Source organism: Actinoplanes italicus (genome assembly GCF_003001815.1).
Lineage (GTDB): Bacteria > Actinomycetota > Actinomycetes > Mycobacteriales > Micromonosporaceae > Actinoplanes > Actinoplanes italicus.
Genome location: NZ_PVMZ01000008.1, coordinates 127277 through 151394, shown reverse-complemented (window position 1 = coordinate 151394; position 24118 = coordinate 127277). Strand labels below are relative to the sequence as shown.

19 protein-coding genes, 2 tRNA genes and 1 other RNA gene are annotated in these 24118 nt (G+C 69.1%); 16 read left to right on the top strand and 6 right to left on the bottom strand.

Translation table 11 applies throughout. The features are described 5' to 3' along the window. Nucleotides 1-30: 30 nt before the first annotated feature. The gene (locus tag CLV67_RS20785) at nt 31-1071 is read right to left on the bottom strand and encodes a prephenate dehydrogenase (RefSeq protein WP_146169239.1); all 1041 of its coding nucleotides are present in this window, start codon (nt 1069-1071) and stop codon (nt 31-33) included. After that, nucleotides 986-1747: a M23 family metallopeptidase gene (locus tag CLV67_RS20780; protein ID WP_106320849.1), complete on the bottom strand. Its 762-nt coding sequence runs from the start codon at nt 1745-1747 to the stop codon at nt 986-988. Before CLV67_RS20780 ends, CLV67_RS20785 begins: the two co-directional genes overlap by 86 nt. An 86-nt stretch (nt 1748-1833) precedes the next feature. On the opposite strand from CLV67_RS20780, the gene CLV67_RS20775 reads away from it, so the two are divergent. The 3 genes from CLV67_RS20775 to CLV67_RS20765 all read left to right on the top strand — a co-directional run bounded on the left by CLV67_RS20775 (nt 1834) and on the right by CLV67_RS20765 (nt 3544). After that, a complete protein-coding gene (locus CLV67_RS20775; protein WP_106320847.1) occupies nt 1834-2229 on the top strand; it encodes a hypothetical protein in 396 nt (131 codons plus the stop codon). A 362-nt stretch (nt 2230-2591) separates the two neighbouring features. Continuing rightward, complete coding sequence (locus tag CLV67_RS20770; protein ID WP_106320845.1) at nt 2592-3101, top strand: tRNA adenosine deaminase-associated protein; 510 nt, start codon at nt 2592-2594, stop codon at nt 3099-3101. A 26-nt stretch (nt 3102-3127) separates the two neighbouring features. Beyond that, complete coding sequence (locus CLV67_RS20765) at nt 3128-3544, top strand: nucleoside deaminase (protein ID WP_239166707.1); 417 nt, start codon at nt 3128-3130, stop codon at nt 3542-3544. Between the two features lie 22 nt (nt 3545-3566). Here CLV67_RS20765 and deoD read toward each other — a convergent pair whose 3' ends face one another. Next, nucleotides 3567-4274, bottom strand: coding sequence for a purine-nucleoside phosphorylase (gene deoD / locus CLV67_RS20760; RefSeq protein WP_106320841.1), 708 nt, complete (start codon nt 4272-4274; stop codon nt 3567-3569). A 115-nt stretch (nt 4275-4389) separates the two neighbouring features. On the opposite strand from deoD, the gene CLV67_RS20755 reads away from it, so the two are divergent. The 4 genes from CLV67_RS20755 (at nt 4390) to CLV67_RS20740 (ending at nt 9069) form a co-directional block, all read left to right on the top strand. Then, a tRNA-Ser gene (locus CLV67_RS20755) sits at nt 4390-4479 on the top strand. Nucleotides 4480-4822: 343 nt separating this feature from the next. Next, entirely contained in the window at nt 4823-5032 is a 210-nt protein-coding gene (locus CLV67_RS20750; protein ID WP_106320839.1) for a hypothetical protein, read from the top strand. Between the two features lie 189 nt (nt 5033-5221). Continuing rightward, nucleotides 5222-5563: an STAS domain-containing protein gene (locus tag CLV67_RS20745; RefSeq protein ID WP_106320837.1), complete on the top strand. Its 342-nt coding sequence runs from the start codon at nt 5222-5224 to the stop codon at nt 5561-5563. A gap of 215 nt (nt 5564-5778) precedes the next feature. After that, nucleotides 5779-9069, top strand: coding sequence for a TIR domain-containing protein (locus tag CLV67_RS20740; protein WP_170153939.1), 3291 nt, complete (start codon nt 5779-5781; stop codon nt 9067-9069). Between the two features lie 45 nt (nt 9070-9114). Here the strand turns inward: CLV67_RS20740 and CLV67_RS20735 are convergent, their stop codons facing one another. Together CLV67_RS20735 and CLV67_RS20730 are read right to left on the bottom strand one after the other, a co-directional pair. Next, nucleotides 9115-11445, bottom strand: a complete 2331-nt coding sequence (locus CLV67_RS20735) for an RCC1-like domain-containing protein (protein WP_146169238.1) — start codon at nt 11443-11445, stop codon at nt 9115-9117. A 180-nt stretch (nt 11446-11625) separates the two neighbouring features. Further along, nucleotides 11626-11713, bottom strand: a tRNA-Ser gene (locus CLV67_RS20730). Nucleotides 11714-11797: 84 nt separating this feature from the next. Between CLV67_RS20730 and ffs the strand changes: the two genes are divergently transcribed. The 9 genes from ffs to CLV67_RS20685 all read left to right on the top strand — a co-directional run bounded on the left by ffs (nt 11798) and on the right by CLV67_RS20685 (nt 22509). Then, nucleotides 11798-11894, top strand: an RNA gene (gene ffs, locus CLV67_RS20725) — signal recognition particle sRNA small type. A gap of 85 nt (nt 11895-11979) precedes the next feature. Continuing rightward, nucleotides 11980-15339 (top strand): DNA polymerase III subunit gamma and tau, encoded by a 3360-nt coding sequence (locus CLV67_RS20720; protein ID WP_106320831.1) that lies wholly within the window; start codon nt 11980-11982, stop codon nt 15337-15339. Nucleotides 15340-15624: 285 nt separating this feature from the next. Beyond that, on the top strand, nt 15625-15924 hold the full coding sequence (locus CLV67_RS20715) for a YbaB/EbfC family nucleoid-associated protein (protein WP_239166708.1): 300 nt from the start codon (nt 15625-15627) through the stop codon (nt 15922-15924). A 3-nt stretch (nt 15925-15927) separates the two neighbouring features. Then, nucleotides 15928-16521 carry a recombination mediator RecR gene (recR, locus tag CLV67_RS20710; RefSeq protein ID WP_106320827.1) on the top strand — a complete coding sequence of 198 codons (594 nt, stop codon included), beginning with the start codon at nt 15928-15930 and terminating at the stop codon, nt 16519-16521. A gap of 155 nt (nt 16522-16676) precedes the next feature. Then, on the top strand, nt 16677-18341 hold the full coding sequence (locus CLV67_RS20705) for an ABC transporter substrate-binding protein (RefSeq protein WP_106320825.1): 1665 nt from the start codon (nt 16677-16679) through the stop codon (nt 18339-18341). A 94-nt stretch (nt 18342-18435) separates the two neighbouring features. Then, nucleotides 18436-19440, top strand: coding sequence for an ABC transporter permease (locus CLV67_RS20700; RefSeq protein WP_106320823.1), 1005 nt, complete (start codon nt 18436-18438; stop codon nt 19438-19440). Continuing rightward, entirely contained in the window at nt 19437-20396 is a 960-nt protein-coding gene (locus CLV67_RS20695) for an ABC transporter permease (protein WP_106320821.1), read from the top strand. Before CLV67_RS20700 ends, CLV67_RS20695 begins: the two co-directional genes overlap by 4 nt. Nucleotides 20397-20404: 8 nt before the next feature. Beyond that, nucleotides 20405-21400: an ABC transporter ATP-binding protein gene (locus tag CLV67_RS20690; RefSeq protein ID WP_106320819.1), complete on the top strand. Its 996-nt coding sequence runs from the start codon at nt 20405-20407 to the stop codon at nt 21398-21400. Further along, nucleotides 21397-22509, top strand: a complete 1113-nt coding sequence (locus CLV67_RS20685) for an ABC transporter ATP-binding protein (RefSeq protein ID WP_239166705.1) — start codon at nt 21397-21399, stop codon at nt 22507-22509. The genes CLV67_RS20690 and CLV67_RS20685 overlap by 4 nt, the downstream gene beginning before the upstream one ends. Before the next feature lie 49 nt (nt 22510-22558). Here the strand turns inward: CLV67_RS20685 and CLV67_RS20680 are convergent, their stop codons facing one another. Beyond that, nucleotides 22559-24109, bottom strand: a complete 1551-nt coding sequence (locus tag CLV67_RS20680; RefSeq protein ID WP_239166706.1) for a beta-N-acetylhexosaminidase — start codon at nt 24107-24109, stop codon at nt 22559-22561. Between the last annotated feature and the right edge of the window lie 9 nt (nt 24110-24118).

The following is a 24118-nucleotide window of genomic DNA, read 5'->3' as shown; positions in this document are numbered from 1 at the left end:
CTAAGGCTGGTGTCGTGGACACCCCTAACGCTAGGGAATGAAGCGGCCACTTTCTGGCCGCAATCCGACAAGTTCCGTACCGTTCACCGAAGTCACCCATCCGCCCTCCCGGCCGAGCGCCAGAAGCGCCTGGACGTCAGCGGTCACCGCTGCCGGCTCACCGGGCGGCGCGGGCCAGGACCGGCGCAGCCTCGTCGACGCCCGCAGCACCGGCAGCAGCGCCTCCATCGGCTCGTCGGCGGTCAGCGCGTCCTCGAACCTCTCCAGATCTCCGATGAGCGAGTGCAACACCCGGTGCACCGCGCTCCAGTTGCCGCCGCACATCGCCGCGATCAGCTCGGCCCGCGTCCCGGCCACCCGGGTCCCGTCCCGGAAACTACCCGCCGCCAGTGTCCCGGCCAGCGGATTCTCGGCGAGTTGCCAGGCCAGCGCGGCGGCGAACAGGTGCGGGACGTGACTGATCTGTGCCACCGCGGTGTCGTGTTCGGCCGCTGTCACCGGCACCACCCGCGCGCCCATCCCGGTGAACATCGCGGCCAGCAGCAGCCAGTCGTCGAGATCCGTCTCGTGCGGCTCCAGGCACAACACCCACGCGCACCCGTCGAAGAGCCCCACCTCGGCCGCCGTGAAACCCGACGTCTCCTTACCGGCCATCGGATGCCCGCCGACGAACCGGCGACCTTTCAACAGGTCCCTGACGGGACCCTTCACCGACGTCACATCGGTCACCAGGCCGCTGTATCCGTCCAGGTCAGCGACCACTTCCGGGAGAATCTGCAGCGGTACGGCCAAAGCCGTCACCTGACTACCGGCCACCGTCTCGCGCACCGAGCCGGCGATCCGGAACCCCGCCTTGCGAGCCAGCACCCGCGTCTCCGGGTCGGCATCGAACCCGACGACGTCATGCCCGGCCGCCGCGAGCGCCCGCAGCAGCGACCCGCCGATCAGCCCCAGCCCGATGACCGCAATCCGCACGGTCCAGACTCTAGGCCTTGCAGTCGCTCTCCTTCTTCCAGGAGGCCACCGTGGCGACCGGGCTCTTCTGGCCGCCCTTACGCCACGACGAGAGATAGGTGTACGGCCAGACCACGCCGCGCCTCACCTTCCAGTCGCCGGTCCTGGCGCACGGCGGGGAGATGCCGTAGTGCAGGTGGCAGACTCCGCTCGAGTTGCCGGTCTTGCCGGTCAGGCCGAGCAGCTGACCACTCTTGACCCGGACCCCGGGCTTGATGCCGGACTGGACCTTGCTCAGGTGCGAGCCGTAGTAACGCACCCCGTCGTCACCCTCGATCGACACCGACAGGCCGCCGTTGTTGGGCCCGTCCGGGTTCCCCTCCACGTAGCGGTCGGAGAGGCTGACCTCCAGGACCGTGCCGCTCGTGGTGGCCACGAAACGCTCGCCGCAGTCGACGAAGAGGTCGGTCGCCGGGTACTTCGAGTGCGTGTTGCTCCAGTCCACGTTCGAGGCGTCGACAGGGAAGGCGTACTTCACCTTCGTATTCGCGGACTCGCTCGCCTTCGGTTTCGCCTTGGCGCTCGCGCTCGTGCTCACCGAAGGGCTCGCCGCGGCGCTCGTGGCCGCCGGCGGCTGTGCGAGAGCCGAGGCCGACTCGGCGCTCGCCGCGCTCGCCACCGGGTCGACGAACTGGGGAGTCGAGGCCGGAGACCCCGACCCGTTGGCGCCGCCGCAGCCGGCGAGGCACACGGCCGCGATCGTCAGACCGGAGAGGCTACGGAGTAAGCGCACCGCGCCATCCTGGCAGAAGACCGCAGATCGTGCAGACCTGCACCGGTGGCTAGGCTGCTGGTAAGAGCTGTGAGGAGGACCGACAGATGGCAGAACGGCAGGGTTCGTGGGCCGCGGCCGCGCCGCCGCCACCGGGCTACCTTCCGCCTCGGGACCTGCCGCCGCCGCTGTACAGCGGACTGCCGCCGCGCCCCACCTATCGCGAGCCGCACCCGGTCACCGCCGGGCCGGTCGTCAGCGGTCTGGCCGCCACCACGGTGTGGTTCGTGCTGTTCGGGAGCCTGGGCGCCGATCTCGGGTCGTACACCTGGTGGACGATCGGGGCCGCACTCGTCGCCTGGGGCGTCGCCGCGGTCCTGGCCATGATCGGCGACCGCGGGGTGGCCGTCGGCGTGGCCGTCGCGAGCGGGATCGGCCTGTCGGTCGCACTGTTGTTCACCACCCTCCGATGGGTCACCACGCAGGACTGGCCGTTGTGGTGATTTCCGCCACCCGATGTGCCCCTTCGGTAGCCCTGAGCAGTGGTTCTGCCGACATGCCCATCGAGCCTTGACTAACGCCGCGCGGCGTCGCACTCTCGGTCGCATGGCCCCCTCGCCACAACGGCTGGACCCCGATCGCAGCCGTCGCCGCCTCCAGCTGCTGGCGGCTCTAGCCCAGGCGAAATCGACACGTGAGTCGATGCCTTCGCCTCGTCTGCGCGGCCTCCGGCTCCGCGAGTTGATCGCGAAACGCCGCCGGCCCGTGAACTGACTTAGGTCACATCAAGGCGTGGCGCGATGCGCCCGCCGCCGCACCCGCTACCGTCAGGCGCTGAGACATAAGAGTCGCGTTGGGGGAAATCGTGTCGATTTTCGCTGCCGCCGTCGCCCGGGGAAAAAACGGATGGACGGCGTCGGAGCTGGAGCTTTCGGGCCTGGCCGACATCGACGAGGTGGTGGACGCGCTCCGGGATACCGAGCCGGACGCCGACCTCGCACTGCTGTTCGTCGAGAGCGACGACGAGTACCTGGCCGTGTTGCGCCTGGACGAAGGTGAGGACCTGCGGGTCTTCGGGTCGGACTCGGCCTTCGCCGAGGAGTCGCGGATCGGATCGGTGCTGCTCGGCGAGGTGGAGACACCGGCACTGGAGCTGGACGACCTGGACGACAAGGAAGACAAGGACGACGACAAGCCGGTCGACCCGGACGCCGACCCGATCGGTGACGCCGAACTGCTCGGCGACCTGGGCGTCAGCGCCCAGCGGCTGCTCGCCCTCTGCAGCATGGAGGGGATGCTGCCGTCCGACGTCACCGCCGAGATCTGCCAGAAGATCGGCTGCGGGGACGAGATGGAGGAGCTGCGCGAGGCGTGATCCGCCGTCGGCAGCATGAGGAGTGGATGCGGCGGGCGCTCGCCGTCGCGTCCACCTCACCCGAGGACGTCCCGGTCGGGGCGGTGATACTCGGACCCGACGGCGCCGAGCTGGCGGCCGCCGGGAACGAGCGGGAACTCACCGGCGACCCGACCGGCCACGCCGAGGTCCTGGCGATCCGCCGTGCCGCCGCCCGCCTGGATACGTGGCGCCTGGAGGGCTGCACCCTCGTGGTGACCCTGGAGCCGTGCACGATGTGCGCCGGCGCCCTGACCCTGGCCCGAATCTCCACCCTGATCTTCGGAGCCTGGGAGCCCAAGACCGGCGCCGTAGGCTCCCTCTGGGACGTAGTGAGAGACACTCGCCTGAACCACCGCCCCGAGGTCTACGCCGGAGTCCTGGAAAACGAGTGCGCAGCCCTCTTACGCAACTTCTTCCGCTGACCGCCAAAGGTCAGCCGGAGGATCAGGCGATTGCGGTGTCCAAGCCGATTCGGACCATGTTCGAGAAGCCCTGCTCGCGCTGGGCGGAGTCCATGGCTTCGCCGCGCTTGATGTGGTCGCTGACCGTGAGGATCGTCAGCGCCTTCGCCTTGTAGCGGGCGGCGATCGTGTAGATCGCGGCCGACTCCATCTCGACCGCGAGGACGCCGTAGTCGGCGAGGCTGTCGTAGAGGTCGGGGCGGTCGGTGTAGAACGCGTCGGCAGCCAGGATCGGGCCGACCCGCATCGGAACACCCTGCGCCTCGGCGGTCTCGACCGCGGTGCGCAGCAGGCCGAAATCGGCCACCGGCGCGTAGTCGACCAGACCGTCGAAGCGGGTCCGGTTCATGTTGGAGTCGGTCGCCGAGCCGATCGCGGCGATGACGTCACCCAGGTTCAGGTCCATGGCGAGAGCACCGCACGAGCCGATCCGGATGACCGACTTCACGCCGTACTCGTTGATCAGCTCGTGGGTGTAGATGGAGGCCGACGGCATACCCATGCCGGAGCCCTGCACCGAGACCCGCACTCCCTTCCAGGTGCCGGTGAAGCCGAGCATCCCCCGCACCTGGCTGTAGCAGACGGCGTCCTCGAGGAACGTCTCCGCGATCCACTTGGCCCGCATCGGGTCACCGGGCAGCAGAACCCGCTCGGCGATGTCGCCCGGCTTGCCGCCGATGTGCACGCTCATCTCAATCCTCCGCTTTCCATGCTTAGACCGTCGATCTTGCCAGGTCAGCGGTGCCGCGCACGGTTATGGGTGACCCGGCGGCAAAGCCTCTGCGGCGTCCGGTAACGTACTTCCCGGTGGTGTGTCCGAGTGGCCTAAGGAGCACGCCTCGAAAGCGTGTGAGGGTTTACGCCCTCCGCGGGTTCAAATCCCGCCGCCACCGCCATGAAAGAGCCCGGTTCATATGGACCGGGCTCTCTGGTTTTCCCACCTAGATCTTGTTACTGTGCGTGCCCGGTGGCGGGGTCCACCGAGCGCTGGAGCCGACACTCGTCCGTTCGGCTGTTCTCCATGATCAGCGCCATGGATGTAACGACGGTGTTTCGTCGCAGCTCAGCCCTGAGAACTACGTTCTGTAGTCAGGTGTGGACGGCCCTAATACATATGGTGTCGCGCAAGTCACGCGGGCCAAATACACCGGATCAGACAATGCGGTCTGACCGGGCGTCGAACAAGTTATACAGAATCGCCCCACCCAGGTTCGTCGATATCTGTCCTAGATTTGACATGTGAGAGTTGAGCATCACTGGTGGAATGGCGACGTCCGGCTCGGGCGCCGCGACGTCTACGTCCGCACCGACGGCACGTTCTGGGAGGTCGAAGCCCAGATGGGCGGCCCCGAGGGCAAGTCGAAGGTGCAGCAGTGTCCCGGCAAGGCGTCAGCGATGATCCTTGCCGACGCGTGGCGTGGTCCACGCTGGCGGTGGCGCGAGCTCTGATGCCGCGCCAGGAGCCCCCCTCAGGCTGCGCCGCACCTGCTTGACTGATCCCGGCCAGCCTCGAAACGGGCCGGACCCCACGTTGGGTCCGGTCCGTTCGTGTTTGTTCTGACGCACGTACTGTCCGATGTGTGGAAATGGTCGGGATCTAGGCTGAATCCCCATCGCACGGGTAGGAAGCCGATCATCATGCAAGCAGCAGTCACCGAGCATCGTGCCGAAGTCGCGGTTCTGCACCTCCGCGGCGAGCTGGACGCGGACACCGCCGGTCAGTTGCATGCCACCCTGGCCGGGCTGCTGGAGAGACCGGTCCCCCGGATCGTGGTCGATCTGACCGGGCTCAAGTTCTGCGACTCGGTCGGCCTGAGCGCGTTCATCACCAGTAAAGAAGTGATCTCCGCGCGCGGCGGATGGTTGAGCTTCGCCGGTGCGAACCCGTTCCTGAGCCAGCTGCTGGAGACGGTCGGCCTGGGGCGATACTTCGCGATCTTCCCGGAGGTCGAGGACGCGATAGCAGCCGCACAGATGTGAGACGGCAGTGTGAAATAGGCGAGGGCCGGCCCCGATCGGGAGCCAGCCCTCGCCCGCACTGTTTTCACCCCAGAGAATAGACCCGCCCCACGGAGGGTCGATCAGCGGGGCACAACGAGTGAAGGCCGTACTCATCGGGTACGGCCCTTTTCGCATCGTCCGCGGTCGGCGTGCAGAATCGGTCGGCGTTGATGACCGACTGCAGGGGCCCGGGCATGACTTTCGACGGCTTCATCTCGTACAGCCACGCCGCGGACGGGCGGCTCGCGCCGGCCGTACACCATGGTTTGCATCGTCTTGCGAAACCGTGGCACCGGCGTCGCGCCCTATGGATCTTCCGAGACCAGACCGGACTGTCGGTGACCCCGGCACTGTGGTCGTCGATCCAGAAGGCGCTGGACGGCTCCGAGTATTTCGTGCTGCTCGCCTCGCCGACGGCCGCACGGTCGGCGTGGGTCAACCGCGAGATCGAGCACTGGCTCGCCACCAAGCCGGTCGACCGGATCCTTCCCGTGGTGACCGACGGCGAATGGCGCTGGGATCCCGAGCTCGGTGATCTTTCCGTGGATTCGACGGCCGTACCGGACGCGCTGCGCGGGGTGTTCGCCGAGGAGCCGCTCTTCCTCGACCTGCGCTGGGCCCGCGACGGCCGGGAACTCAGCCTGCGGCATTCCCGGTTCCGCAACGCGATCGCGCAACTGGCCGCACCCATGCACGGCGTCAGCAAGGACGAGCTGGAAGGCGAGGACGTCCGCCACCACCGGCAGGCCCGCAGGCTGCGCCGGGTGGCCGTGGCGGCCGTGGCGGCGCTGACCATGGTGGCGTCGCTCACCGGTGCGCTCGCCGGGCACAACGCCGACCGGGCCACCGCCGCCTCGGCGGAGGCACAACACCAGCAGCAGGTCGCCTCGCAGCAGCGCGGCAACGCCGAGCGGTTCGCCGAGGAGGCGCGGCAACAGGAGACGATCGCCCGTACGCAGGAGGCGCGGGCCCGTGCCGCGACCTCCGAGACGAAGCGGCAGGAGCAGCGCGCCCGGGAACAGCAGGGTGCCGCCGAGCGTGCGGGCGCCGAAGCGCGACGCCAGCAGGCGAACGCCCGCCGCCAGGAACAGCTGGCGAGCCGGGCACAGGCGCTCGCCGAGGAACAGCGGGCCGTGGCCGAGGAGCAGAGCGAGCTGGCGAGGCAGTCGACACAGGAGACGGCCCGCCAGAAGATCATCGCGGAGGAGCAGCAGCGCCTCGCCGATGAGGCCACGGCCGAGGCCGAGCGCCAGCGGCACATCGCACGCCAGCAGCAACGCATCGCCGAGGAGTCCGGCGCGGAGGCTCGCCGCCAGGAGGCCCTCGCCCGCGAGAACGAGCGGAAGGCGAAGGAGGCCGCCGAGGAGGCTCGTCGGCAGGAGGAGAACGCCGCGGAGCAGAAACAGATCACCGTCGGCCGCCGATTGTTCAACCAGGCCCGGAAGATGATCGACAACGACCCGGTGACGGCGCTGCGGCTCGGGATCGCCGCGCAGGCGGTGCAGCCCGGCACCGAGGCCCGGGCCGAGCTCGCCGGACTCGTCAGTTCCACGCGCCGGCTCGGCACCATCAGCGATGCCATGTCGGTGACGTACGGCCCGGGGAATGTCATCGCCGTCATCGAGTCGGAGTTCTCCGCGTCGCTGTGGAGCGTCGCCGACCCCGCCACGCCGGTCCGGATCGCCGTCATCGACGACGACCACTACCTCGGTGAGCCGGTCTTCAGCCCGGACGGCACGACACTCGCCATCGTGGGCGCCCGGGACTTCCGGCCGGTTCTGTTCGACGTGTCCGATCCGGCCCATCCGATCAAGCTCGTGACGGTGGCCGCGCCGTTCACCGGCTGGATGGTCTACAGCCCCGACGGGCAGACGCTCGCCGTCTCCGGCCCCGACAAGAAGTGGACCCTGTGGAACATGGCGGACCGGAAACGGCCCGTTCTTCTCACCAGACAAAGCATGGGGTACGCGGGACCGGTCGCGTTCGGTCCCGACAGCCGGACCGTCGTGACCGCCGGGACACCCGGAACCGTCTGGGACATCACCGACCGGACCAAACCCGTCGCGGTCGGCACGCTGGCCGGTGAATGGCGAAGGATCACCTTCCATCCGGTACGCCCCCTCGTGGCCACCAACGACGGCGCCGGCAACCTCGCGTTCTGGCACATGGACGACCTCACGAAACCGCGGCGCTTCAACACGACGGTGACCCGTGGTCTGGACGCGACATTCAGCGACGACGGTCTGGTCCTCGCCACCAGCGACAACGACGGGACCGCACGGCTGTGGGACATGACCGACAACGCGCCCGTCCACATGGCCGACCTCGACGATCACAGCGGGTACGCCGAGGCGATCTCCTTCAGCCCCGACGGCCGTACGCTGGCGACCGCCGGGAACATCGGCTCGCTGAGCCTGTGGTCCGTCCGGGCACACGGCGAACCCGCGATGCTCGGCCGTGGTGAGGGCGAGTTCGACCGCGCGCTGTCCGCGATGATCACGCCGGACGGGCAGCGGCTGATCACGACCCACTTCAAGGGCACGGCCACCGTGTGGGATCTGTCCGGACCGGCCGGGCCCGTCGAGCGCGCCACCGTACGGATCCACCCCACGTACATCGACGCGGCCGCGATCAGCTCCGACGGCCGTACCGTCGTCGCGATCGGGTGGGACGAGAAGCAACCGGTGACGCTGACCGATGTCGGTGATCCGGGCGCGCCGGTGGCGCTGGGTGGATTGTCCGTCTCGGGCGGGACCGTGGCGTTCGATCCGGCCGGTCACACTCTGGCGATCGGCAACGGCTTCGACGTGGCCCTCTGGGACCTCACCGACCGGCGGAACCCGGTCCAGCTCGGCGACCTGCCGGGGAACGACCTCATCGCAGCCGTCGCGTTCAGCCCCGACGGGCGTACGGTCGCCGTCACCACGGGTCAGACCGTGAACCTGTGGAACGTGACCGACCGGTCGGAGCCGGTTCAGCTCGGCACGCTCAAGGGACACACCGACCGGGTGCTCGCCGTGGCGTTCAGCCCGGACGGGCGCACTCTGGCCACCGGCGGCGAGGACAGGACGGCGTCGCTGTGGAGCGTCGACGGGCGGCTCCGCCGGCAGGCCATCCTGACCGGCATCGGCGCCCCGGTGTGGTCGGTGGCGTTCACGCCCGACGGCAGGACCCTCGCCACCGGAACCGAGGCCGAGACCGTGGCGTTCTGGGACGTGGCCGAGTTGTCCGGGCCGGTCCGGGTCGCGGTGCTTCGGCGTACCGACCTGAAGTCGACCGCCCTGGTCTTCCACCCGGACGGGCGCAGGCTCGCGACCAGCGGGAACTTCGACAGCACCCGGGCCGTTCTCTGGGACTACTCGGCGCTCGACGGTCTGCGGGCCGATCCCGCCGCGGTCGCCTGCGCGGTCACCGGCGACGGCTTCACCCTTCAGGAGTGGGAGGCGTACATCCCGGAGACGCCGTACCGGCCGACCTGCGCCTGAAAGAACGAAGGCCGGACCCCTCGGGGTCCGGCCTTCGCCCTGTCCTCAATCGGCTCTGGGGCCACATCCGCGACAGATCGCCATGTACTCCCTCTGTGTGCCGGTCATCTGGTCGTTCCAGATCACGTTGACCATCCGATCGCCGCCGGCGACCGCACCCCCGGCGAGGATCACCCCGGGTGGGTCATAGCCGGACCAGCAGTAGGCCGAGTTGTCATTGCCCTGTGCGCAGAGGGCGCTGCCGACGGACAGCCTGGTGAAGGGCACCGGCATGGTGATGGTCGCCACCGGGGTCGAGCTCTCCGTCTGGTAACCCCAACCCGAACCCCAGCAGTAAGCCCTGCTGTCGTTACCCAGCCCGCAGGTGAAGTTGAAGTTCGCCGCCACCTCGGTGAGGGCTGCTCCGCCGGGGACCGCGACCGGTACCGGGATCGGCTGGCTCGTGGTGTTGCCGTTGCCGACCTGGGAGTTGCCGTTGAAGCCCCAGCAGTAGGTCCTGTTGTCGCCGCCGATCGCGCACGAGTGGTTCTGACCGCTGGCGACCTGGGTGAAGGTCACACCGCCCGGCAAGGTGACAAGCCCGGGAGCCGACTGGTTCGAGGTGCCGCCGTTACCCATCGCGCCGTTCTGGCCGAGTCCCCAGCAGTAGACCTTGCTGTCGCTGCCGATCGCGCAGGTGTGGTTGTGGCCGGCGGCGATCTGGGTGAAGGTCACCCCGCCCGGGGCGTTGACCGGCACCGGGCTCAGCCGATTGGTCGTGGTGCCGTCACCCACCTGGCCTTCAGCGTTCTGGCCCCAGCAATAGGTGGTGGCGTTGCTGCCGAGCCCACAGGTGTGGAAACCCTGAGTGCTGAGCCCGGTGAGGGTGACCCCCGGCGGGGCGTCGACCGGCGTCGGAGTCGAGACGTTCGCGGTGCTGCCGTTGCCCAGGACACCGTTGAAACCGCTGCCCCAGCAGTAGGTCCTGGTGTCGCTTCCGGTGGCACACGTATGGGTCGAGCCGAGGGCGAACTGCGTGAAGGTCACGCCGGACGGAGTGTTGACCGCCGTCGGTGCCTGCCGGCTCGTGGTGGTGCCGTCACCCAGCTGCCCGGAGTCGTTCTGACCCCAGCAGTACGCCTTCGCGTTCTCGTCGAGTCCACAAAGGTGAGACCCGCCGGCGAACACCCGGGTGAGACGGGAGCCGCCTGGGCCGGGCGGCGCCTGCCCCGCCTCCAGGACCTCGACCGGCGCGGACTGGCCGGAATTCTGATTGTTGCCCAGCTGACCGCTGTGACCGGAACCCCAGCAGTAGGCGTTGTTGTAGGGGTTGGCGAGTGCGCAGGTGTGGTTGGCACCAGCGGTGACGCGGTAGAAACTCGTCCCGGACGGGGGATCGACGGCCACCGGAGCGGGGTGATCCATGCCCGCGAACCGGCCCCAGCACCAAGGTCTGTTGTCCGACCCCATCGCGCAGGTTTGGCTGGCGCTGACGGTGAGTCGTTGGAAGATGATCCCCGGTGGCATGTTGACCGATACGGGACGCGACTGGATCGCGAAGTTGCCGTTGCCGAGTTGCGCGTAGCTGTTGTCGCCCCAGCAATAGGTCTTGTTGTCATTGCCGAGCGCGCACGAATGTACTGCCCCGCCAGGGGCAAGCTCGGTGAAGATCACACCTGCTGGTACGTCGACCGGCACCGGACTCGTCCGACCGTTCAGCGACCCGTCACCGATCTCACCGTGCTGGCCCATGCCCCAGCAGTAGGTCTTCGAGTCGTTTCCGATCGCGCACGTGTGACTGTAGCCAGCGGCGACCTGGGTGAAGATCACCCCGGATGGGCTGTTGACCTGGACGGGCCCCAGCCGGGACGTGGTGGTGCCGTCACCCACCTGGCCGTGGCTGTTCTGCCCCCAGCAGTAGGTCTTAGAGTCGTTTCCGATCGCACACGTATGGTGACCGGTACCGCTGATCCCTCTGAACGACACCCCGCTCGGCATGTCGACGGGGACCGGGGCACTTCGGTCCGATTCGGTGCCGTCTCCCAGCCTGCCGCCCAAGCCCATGCCCCAGCAGTAGGCCTTCGAGTCGTTGCCGATCGCGCAGGTGTGACTCTCGCCGAGGGTGATCTCGGTGAACTGCACCCCGGACGGCATCTGAACCGGCGTCGCGGCCGATCGGTTCGTCGTACTACCGTCGCCCAGCTGGCCATTGCTGCCCATGCCCCAGCAGAAGGCTTGCCCGGTGTTTTTCAGGCCGCAGGTATGGGAGTCGCCAGCGACCAGCTGAACCCACTGGGGACCCAGCATCTGAGCTGTGGCCATCGTGGCGGGAGCCACCGCGAGCGCCGCCCCCAGGGCTATCGCCGCCGCCACCATCGAGGTAATCCGTTTCGACACACCACCGACCGCACCATGGCCCCGTAGGCTCTACCGGCCTTGACCTCGGGGTTCACTCATTTAGGTGCAGTTTCGCAAAAGCCCTGCACATCGACCGATCGGCGTGCTGTGCCAGCGTCGGCCGAGAATGCGGCGAAGGCCGGACCCGCGGGGTCCGGCCTTACATGTTCGCCGTGAAGCTGGCGGAGGATACGAGATTCGAACTCGTGAGGGTTTTATCCCAACACGCTTTCCAAGCGTGCGCCCTAGGCCTCTAGGCGAATCCTCCGTGCGCCAGGATACAGAGGCCCGCGCCGTCACCGAAGGCAGGGGGCGCATCACACATGCCCAAGGTCGGCCGGGTATCCTCGACGACAGCCCCTCGTGCGGCGTGTATCTCGTGAACCTCCCCAGGGCCGGAAGGCAGCAAGGATAAGCGGGCTCTGACGGGTGCACGAGGGGTCCTTTGCATCCCGGCCCACTTCCGGGGCACGCCCGTTTGTTCTTGTCAGACCCTCGGCGGAGAATGACGCGGTCGTTCAGGAGGTGGCAGGAGTGGCTCTCGCCCTCTATCGCAAGTACCGGCCGCGCACCTTCGCCGAGATCATCGGCCAGGAGCACGTCACGGAGCCGCTGTCGCAGGCGTTGCGCAGCGGGCGGCTCAACCACGCCTATCTCTTCTCGGGGCCACGCGGCTGCGGCAAGACCTCCAGCGCGCGCATCCTGGCCCGCTCGCTCAACTGCGAGCAGGGTCCCACCCCCGAGCCGTGCGGCGTCTGCGGGTCCTGCAAATCGCTGGCCAACGACGGCGCCGGGTCGATCGACGTCATCGAGATCGACGCGGCCAGCCACGGTGGTGTCGACGACGCCCGTGAGCTGCGGGAGAAGGCGTTCTTCGCGCCGGCGAACAGCCGATACAAGATCTACGTGATCGACGAGGCGCACATGGTCTCGTCGGCCGGCTTCAACGCGCTGCTCAAGCTCGTCGAGGAGCCGCCGGACTATGTGAAGTTCATCTTCGCCACCACCGAGCCCGACAAGGTGCTCGGCACGATCCGCTCGCGGACCCATCACTACCCGTTCCGGCTCATCCCACCCGCGGTCCTCCGGCCGTACCTTCAGCAGCTCACCGACGCCGAGGGCATCACCGTCGAGCCGTCGGTGCTCCCCCTGGTCGTCCGCGCCGGCGGCGGCAGTGCGCGAGACTCGCTGTCGATCCTCGACCAGTTGATCGCCGGATCCGGGCCGGAGGGAGTCACGTACTCCCGGGCCGTGGGTCTGCTCGGTGTCACCGACGTCACCCTGATCGACGAGATGTGCGACGCCGTGGCCAACGGCGACGGCGCGGCCGCCTACGCCACCATCGACCGGGTCGCCGAGGCCGGTCACGAGCCCCGCCGGTTCGCTTCCGACCTGCTGGAACGCTTCCGTGACCTGATCGTGCTGCAGCAGGTGCCCGACGCCGTCGCCAAGGGCCTCATCGACGGCCCGGCCGACCAGCTGGAGGCGATGGCCGGGCAGGCGCACCGGCTGGGTGCGGCGACCCTGTCCCGCTGCGCGGACATCCTGCACAACGGCCTGGTCGAGATGCGCGGCACGACCGCGCCCCGCCTGCTGCTGGAACTGGTCACGGCCCGCATGCTGCTGCCCGGTGCCGACGCTTCGGCATCGGCGCTGCTGCAGCGCCTGGAGAGACTCGAGCGCGGGGTCACCCTGATGCCGTCCGGCACCGGTCAGATCCATTCCTCCGATGTACGGGGTGAGCACCCACCCACCGACGCCGGCACCCCGATCGCTCGCGTCGACGAGGACGGTTCCGCGGGGGGCCCGGCCGTCGTCGGGAACGCTCCTGCGGGAGGTGGCCCCGGTGGCGGCGGTAAAGCGGCTGCCATGGCCGCGGCTGCTGCCGCTCGGGCCGGCTCGGCACGCCCGTCTTCTGCCCGTCCGGTCTCGCCCGCCGCTCCAGCGCCGGCAGGTGCGGCCGCATCTGCGGGTTCGCCCGCCCATGCTCCGTCTCCGGGCGTCACGGGACCGGCCCCGTCTGCCGCCGCCGCTTCGGAGTCGTTCGGCGAAGCGGCGACCGCGACGGCATCTGCCGGGTCGGATACGGCTCCAGCGTCTGCTGCCAGTGGTGCGGGCGCTGTGATGCAGCCCGGAGCTTCGGCGGCGTCCGGTGGTTCGGGGCCCCGTTCCCGGGCCGACGGGCCGTCCGACCGGTCCGCGGTCGCCCCCGGTTCGGCGCCACGGCACGACGAGAACGGCGAGCCGGACTGGAACCGGGTCGCTGATGGCGGCGGGTCCGCGCCGGTCGACGCCGGTTACTACGACGAGGCGCCACCGTGGGACGAGGAGCCGCCTGAGGACGAGCCGCCCGCGCCGGTCCGGCCGCAGGCGGAGAGTCGTCCCGCCACCCGGCCGGAGGCGGAGAGCCGTGTCGACGGTCGGCCGCAGGCGGATCGTCATCCCGTCGTTCGGCCGGAGGCGGAGAGCGACCCCGCCGTCGGGCCGGACACGGGGATCGGTCCCGTCCTTCGGCCGGACGTGGAGGACGGTCTCGCCGTCCGGCCGGATGCCCGGCTGGAACGGGTCCGCGCGGCGTGGCAGGCATTGGGCCAGAACCAGCCGAAGGTTCGGGCGATGCAGGACTACGGCATCGGCGTCCGCGACCTGGAAGGCGACACCATCGTGTTCGCCGCACCTACCCAGGCGCTGGTGGAACGCTTCCTGAACTGGCGTGAGGCGATCACGACGGAGTTCCGGAAGTCCCCGGGGGGCGACTGGCGGATCCGCTGCGAGGTCGGCACCGCCGGCCCGGCCGCAGCCGCCGACCCCCGCGAACAATCCACCGGCCGCAGGCAGCCCGGGGGCGCTCCCGGCCGCCCGGCCCAGCAGCCGAACCCGGCCGGCGGATCGACGCGGAACACCGGCCGTACCGAGTCGCACCCGCCGCGACCCCAGCGTGCCCCGGCCGCTGACTCCGACGAGGACTGGCCGGAACCGGCGCGACCCGCTGTCCCCGGATCCGCTCCGGCCGCTGGTGACACCGGATGGCCTGAGCCTGCTCGCCCCGCTCAGCGTCCTGCCGGCGCTGCCCGCGGTGATGACGCCAGTTGGTCTGAGCCTGCTCGGCCCGGCGCTGCGGGGCGGGGCGGGGCGGGACAGTCGGCCGACCGGGCCGGTCCACTGGCGGACGCCGGGGCTACGGAGAGTTCCGCCTGGCCCGAGCCGGTGCGACCGGGTTCCGGTGCGGCCTCGACCGGTGGGGTGGCTGCTCCAGCGGCGGGTGGTGGTGCGCCTGCTGCGGGTCCCGGATCTGCTGCGGCTTCGGGCCTCGGTGCGGGCGGTGGCCGGCCCGGTTTCGGCGGTGGTGCCGGCCCAGGGGCGGCGGGCGGAGGCTCCGCGTTCGGCGGGGCCGCCGTATCGGCCCCGCCCTCTGGCGCGGGATCGGCTCCAGGTGGGGCCTCACGAGCGGCGTCTGGGGGTATGGCACCGCAGGGCGTCTCCCCGGCAGCGGCGGCCGTCGCGGGCAGCGGCGGGGCCTCGCCGGCGGCGCCCGTGCGGTCGGCTGCTGCCGAGGCGGCGCGGGCTGCCCTGGCCAACGCCCGCAGTGGGGTGGCCGCTCGGCCTGCTGGAGGCCCGGCTGCCGGCCGGGGAGCCGCTGGGGGCCCGGCTGCCGGCCGGGGAGCCGGGACGCCGAGTGGGTCGGCACGATCGTTCTCGGACGCGCCGCCGGTGGAGGAGGCGCCCTACGACCCCGAGTACGACGGTCCTGCGCCGGGCTATGAGGGGTTCGATCCCGGTGACGAGCCGCTCGACGACGTGATCGACGAGAAAACCGCGCGGCAGAGCGGCGAGGAGCAGGCGATCCAGCTGCTCCGGGCGGCCTTCGGCGCGGAGAAGATCGGCGAACTCTGATCGAGATCGGTCAGCTGCGCAGTGGCGCAGTGGGGGCGAGCGCAGTGGCGTAGTGAGGCCGAGCGCCGCGCGTGTTGAGGGTCGAGCGCGGCGGCGTAGTGAGGCCGAGCGCCGGGCGTGGTGGCGCCGAGCGGCGTAGGTGTGTCCGGCGGCGTCTCGGCGGGCATTGAGGGGGCGGCGGCTACGCTGGCGGCGGTAACTTCGACCGCCGCCTCGAGATCGACGGTGGACAACGAAACCGATTAGTTGAGGAGCGGTGCCATGCGCCCCGGTGCACAGCCGAACATGCAGCAGATCATGAAGCAGGCGCAGAAGATGCAGCAGCAGGTCGCCCAGGCGCAGGCCGAACTGGCCGAGGCCGAGCTGACCGGCGCTGCCGGCAACGGCCTGGTGACCGTGGTGATCACCGGTCTGGGCGAGTTCAAGTCGGTCAAGATCGACCCGAAGGTGGTCGACGCGGACGACGTGGAGACGCTCGAGGACCTGGTGCTGGCCGCGATCCACAACGCGGCGGAGGCGCAGCGTGAGCTGGCCGAGTCGAAGATGGGTCCGGCGACCGGCGGCTTCTCCCTGCCGGGGTTCTGATCCGTGTACGAGGGTGCCATCCAGGACCTGATCGATGAGCTGGGCCGGCTGCCGGGCGTGGGCCCGAAGTCGGCCCAGCGCATCGCGTTCCACGTCCTGTCCGCGGATCCGGCCGATGTGAACCGGCTGGCCACCGCATTGCGGAAGGTCAAGGAACTGGTCCGCTTCTGCACCACCTGCTTCAACGTGGCCGAGTCGGAGCAGTGCCGGGTCTGCCGTGACACCCGCCGTACCAACGAGGTGCTGTGCGTGGTGGAGGAGCCGAAGGACGTCGTGGCGATCGAGCGCACCGGCGAGTTCCGGGGGCGCTATCACGTGCTCGGCGGTGCCATCAACCCGCTCGAGGGCATCGGGCCGGACAATCTTCGCATTCGTGAGCTGCTGCACCGGGTCGGGACGGGCGAGGTCAAGGAGCTGATTCTGGCCACCGATCCCAACACGGAGGGGGAGGCCACGGCGACCTATCTGGCTCTCCTGATCAAACCGATGGGTCTCGCGGTGACCCGTCTGGCCAGTGGCCTGCCCGTCGGCGGCGATCTAGAGTACGCCGACGAGATCACCCTGGGGCGTGCTTTCGAGGGACGTCGCGCGGTCTGACGACAGGTGCCGGGGTGGGTGCGAAGCGAAGCAGCTTCGTAACAACACGATTGGATACCAACGGCTGCCCGGAAACTTACCGGGCCGTTAATGTCCGTCGCATCGGTGGCACACTCCACCGCGTTGACCACCCCACAAGGCAGAGGTGAAGCACGATGCGTTCATCGAGGCGGAAAGCCGCGATCGCGGTTACCGCAGTCGCTGTTCTGGCAGCCGCCGGCTGCGCCGAGAGTGACCGTGATCCCTCCGGCGGTAACACTGCCGTCAAGGACACACTGGTCTTCGGCGTCGCCGGTGACCCGAAGGTGCTCGACCCGAGCCTCGCCAGTGACGGTGAGTCGCTGCGTGTCGCCCGGCAGATCTTCGAGACCCTGGTCCGCCCGGAGGAGGGTGGCACCAAGCCGTCGCCCGGCCTGGCCGAGAGCTGGACCCCGGACGCGGCCGGCACGACCTGGACGTTCAAGCTGCGGACCGGCGTGAAGTTCCACGACGGCACCGACTTCAACGCCGAGGCTGTCTGCGTCAACTTCAACCGCTGGTTCAACTCGACCGGTCTCATGCAGAGCCCGGACGTCACGCCGTACTGGCAGGACGTCATGGGTGGCTTCGCGAAAAACGAGAACGCCGAGCTGCCGCCGAGCCTCTTCAAGTCCTGCACCGCCAAGGACCCCGCGACTGTCGACCTGGCGTTCACCCGGGTGTCCAGCAAGGTTCCGGCGGCGCTGATGCTGCCGTCGTTCTCGATCCACAGCCCGGCTGCCCTCAAGCAGTACGACGCGTCGAACATCACCGGTTCGGCCGATGACATCAAGTACCCGTCGTACGCGATGGAGCACCCGACCGGCACCGGCCCGTTCAAGTTCAAGACCTGGGACCTGCCGAACAAGTCGCTGACGATCGAGCGCAACGACGCCTACTGGGGTGACAAGGCGAAGCTGAAGACGGTCGTCTTCCGCACGATCTCCGACGAGAACGCCCGTAAGCAGGCGCTTCGTTCCGGTGACATCCAGGGTTACGACCTGGTCGGCCCGGCCGACGTCGAGCCGCTGAAGGCGGACGGCTTCAACGTCCTGACCCGTCCGGCGTTCAACATCTTCTACATGGCGATCAACCAGAAGGGCAACCCGGCGCTGGCCAAGCCCGAGGTTCGCCAGGCGATCTCGTACGCGATCAACCGTCAGGCCCTGGTCGACTCGAAGCTGCCCCCGGGTGCGAAGGCCGCCAGCCAGTTCATGCCGGACACGGTCGAGGGCTGGAACGCCGACGTCAAGAAGTACGACTACAACGTCGAGGAAGCCAAGAAGCTGCTCGCCGCGGCCGGCGTCAGCAACCTGAAGCTGAAGTTCCACTACCCGACCGAGGTCACCCGGCCGTACATGCCGAACCCGAAGGACCTGTACGAGCTGCTCGCCGCCGACCTGAAGGCGGTCGGCATCGAGGTCGAGGCCATTCCGCTGAAGTGGAGCCCCGACTACCTCAACGCCACCACCTCGGGTAGCGCGCACGACCTGCACCTGCTCGGCTGGACCGGCGACTACGGTGACGCGTACAACTTCATCGGCACCATGTTCGACCGCCAGAAGGACGAGTGGGGTTTCAACAACCCGCAGCTGTTCGCGCAGTTCAAGGACGCCGACACCACGGCGGACCAGGCGCAGCGCATCGAGAAGTACAAGGCTCTGAACGCCGCCATCGCGGAGTTCGCGCCGGGTGTGCCGATCTCGCACTCGCCGCCGGCGATCGTGTTCGGCAAGGGCCTCACCGGCATCACGCCGAGCCCGCTGACCGACGAGCGGTTCGTGGGAGCCACGTTCTCGTAAGTCACCTTTCGGTACCGCATTTCTGATTGATCGGCGGGCGGGCGTCATACCCTGACGCCCGCCCGCTGTCGACCTCCCACCTCACGAGGCGGCCTTGATTCGGTTCATCGTGCGACGCCTGCTACAGCTGATTCCCACGCTGTTCGGCCTGTCGATTCTTCTGTTCACTTGGTTGCACCGCCTTCCCGGCGGCCCGGAGACCGCGATCCTCGGCGAGCGCGGCACCCCGGAGCTGCGCGCGCAGATCCGGGCGAACCTCGGCCTGGACGAGCCGATCCTGGTTCAGTACGGCCGGTTCATGCAGCGCATGCTCAAGCTCGACCTGGGCACCTCGATCTCGACGAAGCGCGAGGTCACGACGGAGTTCATCGAGCGTTTCCCGGGCACTGTCGAACTCACCGTGATGGCGATGATCATCGCGATCGGTGTCGGCATCCCGCTCGGCTATCTCGCCGCCCGCCGCCGGGGAAGTTTCCTGGACAGTGCCTCGGTCGGCGGCTCGCTGATCGGCATCTGTGTCCCGGTCTTCTTCCTGGCGTACGTCCTGAAGGCGATCTTCTCGGAGCAGCTGCACCTGTTCCCGTCGAGCGGTCGGCAGGACCCGACCCTCGGGGCAACCCGGATCACCAACTTCTTCGTCCTGGACGGGTTGATGACCCGCGAGTGGGACGCCGCTCTGGACGCGCTCTGGCATCTCGTCCTGCCCGGCATCGCGCTCGCCAGCATCCCGCTGGCGATCATCGTCCGGATCACCCGGGCGAGCGTGCTCGAGGTGCTGAGCGAGGACTATGTGCGAACGGCGAAATCGAAGGGCCTGACCGAGAGTACGATCCGCGGCCGGCACATTCTGCGTAACGCGATGCTGCCGATCGTCACGGTGATCGGCCTGCTCACCGGCGGTCTGCTCTCCGGCGCGGTACTGACCGAGACGGTGTTCGCGTTCAGTGGCATCGGAGCGTTCCTCAAGGACGCCATCAGCAACCTGGACTACCCGGTGCTGATGGGCTTCATCATGATCATTGCGGTCGTGTATCTCCTGGTGAACTTGTTGGTCGACGTCTCGTACAGCCTGATCGACCCGAGGGTGAGGGTTCGATGAGCGTCAAGACCGACAAGATCGACCGGCTCAGCGAGCTGTCCGCGGTCAAGCAGGAGGAACAGGGCGTCAGCCTGTGGACCGAGGCGTTCCGGCGCCTGCGCCGCAGCCCCAGCGCCATCATCGGCGCCTCGATCCTCCTGATCTTCGTGATCGTCGCGATCATCGGCCCGTGGGTGGCGCCCTACTCGCCGACCGACACGATCGGTATCCGTGAGGGTGTCGTGAAGTCCGGCCAGGGCATCATCCCGGGCGCGTCCGCCGAGCACTGGCTCGGTTACGACCACCAGGGCCGTGACCTGTTCAGCCGGATGCTGGTCGGTGCCCGCCAGACCCTGCTCGTCGGCGTCATCTCCACCCTGATCGGCCTCACCATCGGCGCGATCATCGGTGGTATCGCGGGTGCCGCGGCCGGTCTCGGTGGCCGGGTCGGCCGGTGGGTCGACAACGTGCTGATGCGCTTCGTCGACATCATGCTCGCCCTGCCCAGCCTGCTGCTGGCGGTCAGCATCGCGGCACTGCTCGGCGCCAGCCTGACCACCGTGATGATCGCGGTCGGCCTGGTGTCGGTGCCGATCTTCGCCCGGCTGCTGCGTGGCGCGATGCTCGCCCAGTCCGGCGGCGACTACGTGCTCGCCGCGACCTCGCTCGGCGTGACGAGGAGAAGGATCGCGCTGACGCACATCGTGCCGAACTCGCTGGCGCCGGTGATCGTTCAGGCGACACTGACACTGGCCACCGCGATCATCGAGGCCGCCGCCCTGTCCTTCCTGGGACTCGGCAACCCGGACTCGTCGGTTCCGGAGTGGGGTGTGATGCTCGCCGACGCGCAGTCGTACCTCGGGATCCGTCCCGGTCTGGCGATCTATCCGGCGCTGGGCATCATCATCACCGCGCTCGGATTCACCCTGCTCGGTGAGGCGATGCGTGAGGCCCTCGACCCGAAACTGCGGAAGTGAGGCCCGCCATGCCTTTGCTTGACGTCAAGGATCTGTCCGTCACCTTCGCCCGGCGCGGTCAGCGTACGGTGCGGGCGGTCGACGGTGTCTCGTTCTCGGTGGAGGCCGGTCAGGTCGTCGGCCTGGTCGGCGAGTCCGGCTGCGGCAAGAGCGTCACCTCGCTGGCGCTCATGGGCCTGCTGCCGAAGCAGCGTGGCGTGACGGTCGGCGGGTCGGCGATCTTCGCGGACGACACCGACCTGCTCAAGACCGACGAGCGCACCATGCGGGACATCCGCGGCCGTGATGTCGCGATGATCTTCCAGGACCCGCTGTCCTCGCTGAATCCGGTGGTGCCGATCGGCGTACAGGTGACCGAGGTTCTGACCCGGCACCGCGGGATGACCGGTGACGCCGCCCGCAAGGAGGCCACCGACCTGCTCAACAAGGTGGGTATCCCGGACCCGACGCGGCGGCTCAAGGAGTACCCGCACCAGCTCTCCGGCGGTATGCGGCAGCGTGCGCTGATCGCCATGGCGGTGGCCTGCAAGCCGCGCCTGCTGATCGCGGACGAGCCGACCACGGCTCTGGACGTGACGATCCAGGCGCAGATTCTTGAGCTGCTGCGCGGCCTGGTCCGTGAGTCCGGGACGGCGCTCATCATGATTACGCACGACCTCGGTGTGGTGGCGGGCATTTGCGACACGGTCAACGTGTTGTACGCCGGCCGCGTCGTCGAGTCGGCCCGGCGCAAGCCGCTGTTCGCCGAGCCGCGGCACCCGTACACTCACGGGCTTCTCGGCTCGGTGCCGCGCCTCGACTCCGGTCGTGGCGAGAAGCTGCACGCGATCCGCGGCTCGGTGCGCGACGTCCTGCCCTGGCCGGACGGCTGCGCCTTCGCTCCGCGGTGCGACCGCCAGGTCGACGCGTGTGTCGGAGAGCCTCCGGCGCTGGTCGAGGGCATCCACCGGCACGCCTACCGCTGTGTCAATCCCGAGCCCGCGACCGCGGAGGTGTCCTCGTGACCGAGGTGCTGGTCGAGGTCGACGACCTCAAAGTGCATTTCCCCATCAAGCGCGGGGCGTTCTTCGACCGGGTGGTCGGCCACGTCAAGGCGGTCGACGGGGTGTCCCTGCGGATCGAGAAGGGCAAGACGTACGGCCTGGTCGGCGAGTCCGGCTGCGGGAAGTCGACGCTGGGCCGGGCGTTGCTGCAGCTGACCAAGCCGACCGGCGGCACGGTCAACTTCGACGGCACCGAGCTGACGACGCTGCCGACAAAGCAGCTGCGCTCGATGCGCCGCCGGATGCAGATGATCTTCCAGGACCCGATGTCGAGCCTGGACCCGCGGCAGAACGTCGAGTCGATCCTGACCGAGGGCCTGCAGGCGCACGGCATCGGCGGGGACCGGGCCGAGCGGCGCAAGCTCATCGCGAAGACGCTCGACGCGGTCGGCCTGCCGCAGTGGGCGCTGTCGCGGTACCCGCACGAGTTCTCCGGCGGTCAGCGGCAGCGCATCGGCATCGCCCGCGCCGTGGTGCTCAACCCGGACCTGATCGTGGCCGACGAGCCGGTCTCGGCCCTCGACGTGTCGATCCAGGCACAGGTGATCAACCTGCTGGAGGACCTGCAGGAGGAACTGGGCCTCACCTACCTGGTGATCGCCCACGACCTCGCCGTGGTCCGGCACATCTCCGACACGGTCGGTGTGATGTACCTGGGCGCACTGGTCGAGGAGGCGTCGGGAGACGACCTCTACGAGCGGCCGCTTCACCCGTACACCCGGGCTCTGATGTCTGCCGTGCCGGTCCCGGACCCTGAGGTGGAGGACCGCCGGGAACGGATCCTGCTCGCCGGCGACCTGCCGTCACCGGCGAACCCGCCGTCCGGCTGCCGGTTCCACACCAGGTGCCCTTGGGCGCAGCCGACCCGCTGCGGCGATGAACGGCCCGGCCTGCGGGTCATCGGCACGGGTACGCACCGCGTGGCCTGCCACTGGGCCGAGCAGATCGAGTCCGGTGAGATCCGGCCGCACGCGGTGACGGCCGAGGTCGTCGCGGACGGCGCCGGGGCTGTGGAGGCTCACGGCACCCTGGCCGCCGCGTTGGAGACCCCGGGCGGCCCGGTCGTCTGAGCCTGGTCGACTGTGGTGCGGGCCGTCCGGGTGGCGGCCCGCACGCATGTCAGGACCAGCGGATCTGTGGTGACCGGTGAAAGCCGACGTCCTGGCGGACCCATCGAGAGCCGTACGTGCCGAGGCGGGCCCGGAACGACTCCCAGTCGTGGCTCCGCGCGGGAGACCAGCCCAGTTCGGCGATGGCGACCAGCCGGGGGAAGGCCAGGAACTCGATGTCGGCGTAATCGCGCAGCGTCTCGGACCACAGCGGCGCCTCGACGCCCAGGATCGCGGTCGCGGGCACATCGGCGAGCAGACCGTCCGGGTCCCAGTCGTAGGCGGTCCGCACCTCGATGGCCCCGGCCCAGTCGAGACCACCGGGGGTGAGGCTGTCGTATTTCATGTCGAGGTAGGTGCGGTTCGCCGGTGACATGACCAGCTTCGCGCCCGCGGCGACGGCGGTGTTCACCATCGGGTTGTCACGCTCGCGACCCCAGAACTGAAGCAGTGCGTCTCCGGCGGCCGGTGACTGGCCGATCTCGTGCCAGCCGTACGGGATCTTGCCGTGCTTCCGGACCAGCGGGAGCACCCGGCGCTGGAACGCGAGATAGCTGCCGTGCGGGGTCGCGAACGTCTCGTCCCCGCCGACGTGCAGGTACGGGCCGGGCGTCATCTCGGCCAGCTCGCGGATCACGTCCTCGACGAACCGGTAGGTGGTCTCCTCGCGAACGCAGAGCGAGCTGTAGCCGACCCGCATGTCGGTGCGCGGCCGTGGGGCCACCCCGTCACAGGCCAGCTCGGGATAGGCGACCTGGGCGGCATTCACGTGCCCGGGCATGTCGATCTCGGGGATGACCGTGATGTACCGCTCGGCGGCGTACCGGACCAGCTCGCGGTAGTCGTCCTTGGTCAGGAATCCGCCACCGTCGCCGCCCACCCCGGTCCCGGGCGCGCCACCGACCTCGGTCAGTCGTGGCCAGCTGTCGATCCGGATGCGCCAGCCCTGATCATCGCTCAGATGCAGGTGCAGGTAGTTGATCTTGAACCGGCTGATCTGGTCGATGTAGGCGCGCACCTCGGCAGCCGTGTGGAAATGGCGGGCCAGGTCCAGCATGGCGCCGCGATAGGCGTACCTCGGCCGATCGTGAATCCGTCCACCCGGGACGGTCCACCGCCGGCGCTGGACGGTGTCCGACTCGATCTCCGGCGGGAGCAGTTGGCGCAGCGTCTGCACCCCGAAGAACAATCCGGCCGGGTACGTCGCACGCAGCTCGACACGATCCTGGCGGACCTCCAGGCGGTACCCTTCGTCCGGATGGCCGGGCTCCAGAGCCAGGTCGATCACGGGACCGCGACTCGCCCGTACCAGCCGAAGATCGAAGCCGGTAGCCGGACGAAGCGCCTCGGCTAGCTGCCCGGCAACCGCAAGGGCGCTCTCCGTCGCGCTGATCTCGGTGTCCGCGGTGATCCGGAAGTCACCGCCCGGGTCCGGGGCCGCCTCGGCGACGGCCGGCAGCACATCGGTCAGAGCGATCGGCCGGGTCGGGTGTGGACCGGCCGAGGCGGTGACCAGCGGCAGGACCAGCAGCAGCGCGACGGCCAGGCGGAGAGGACGCACCCGCCCGAC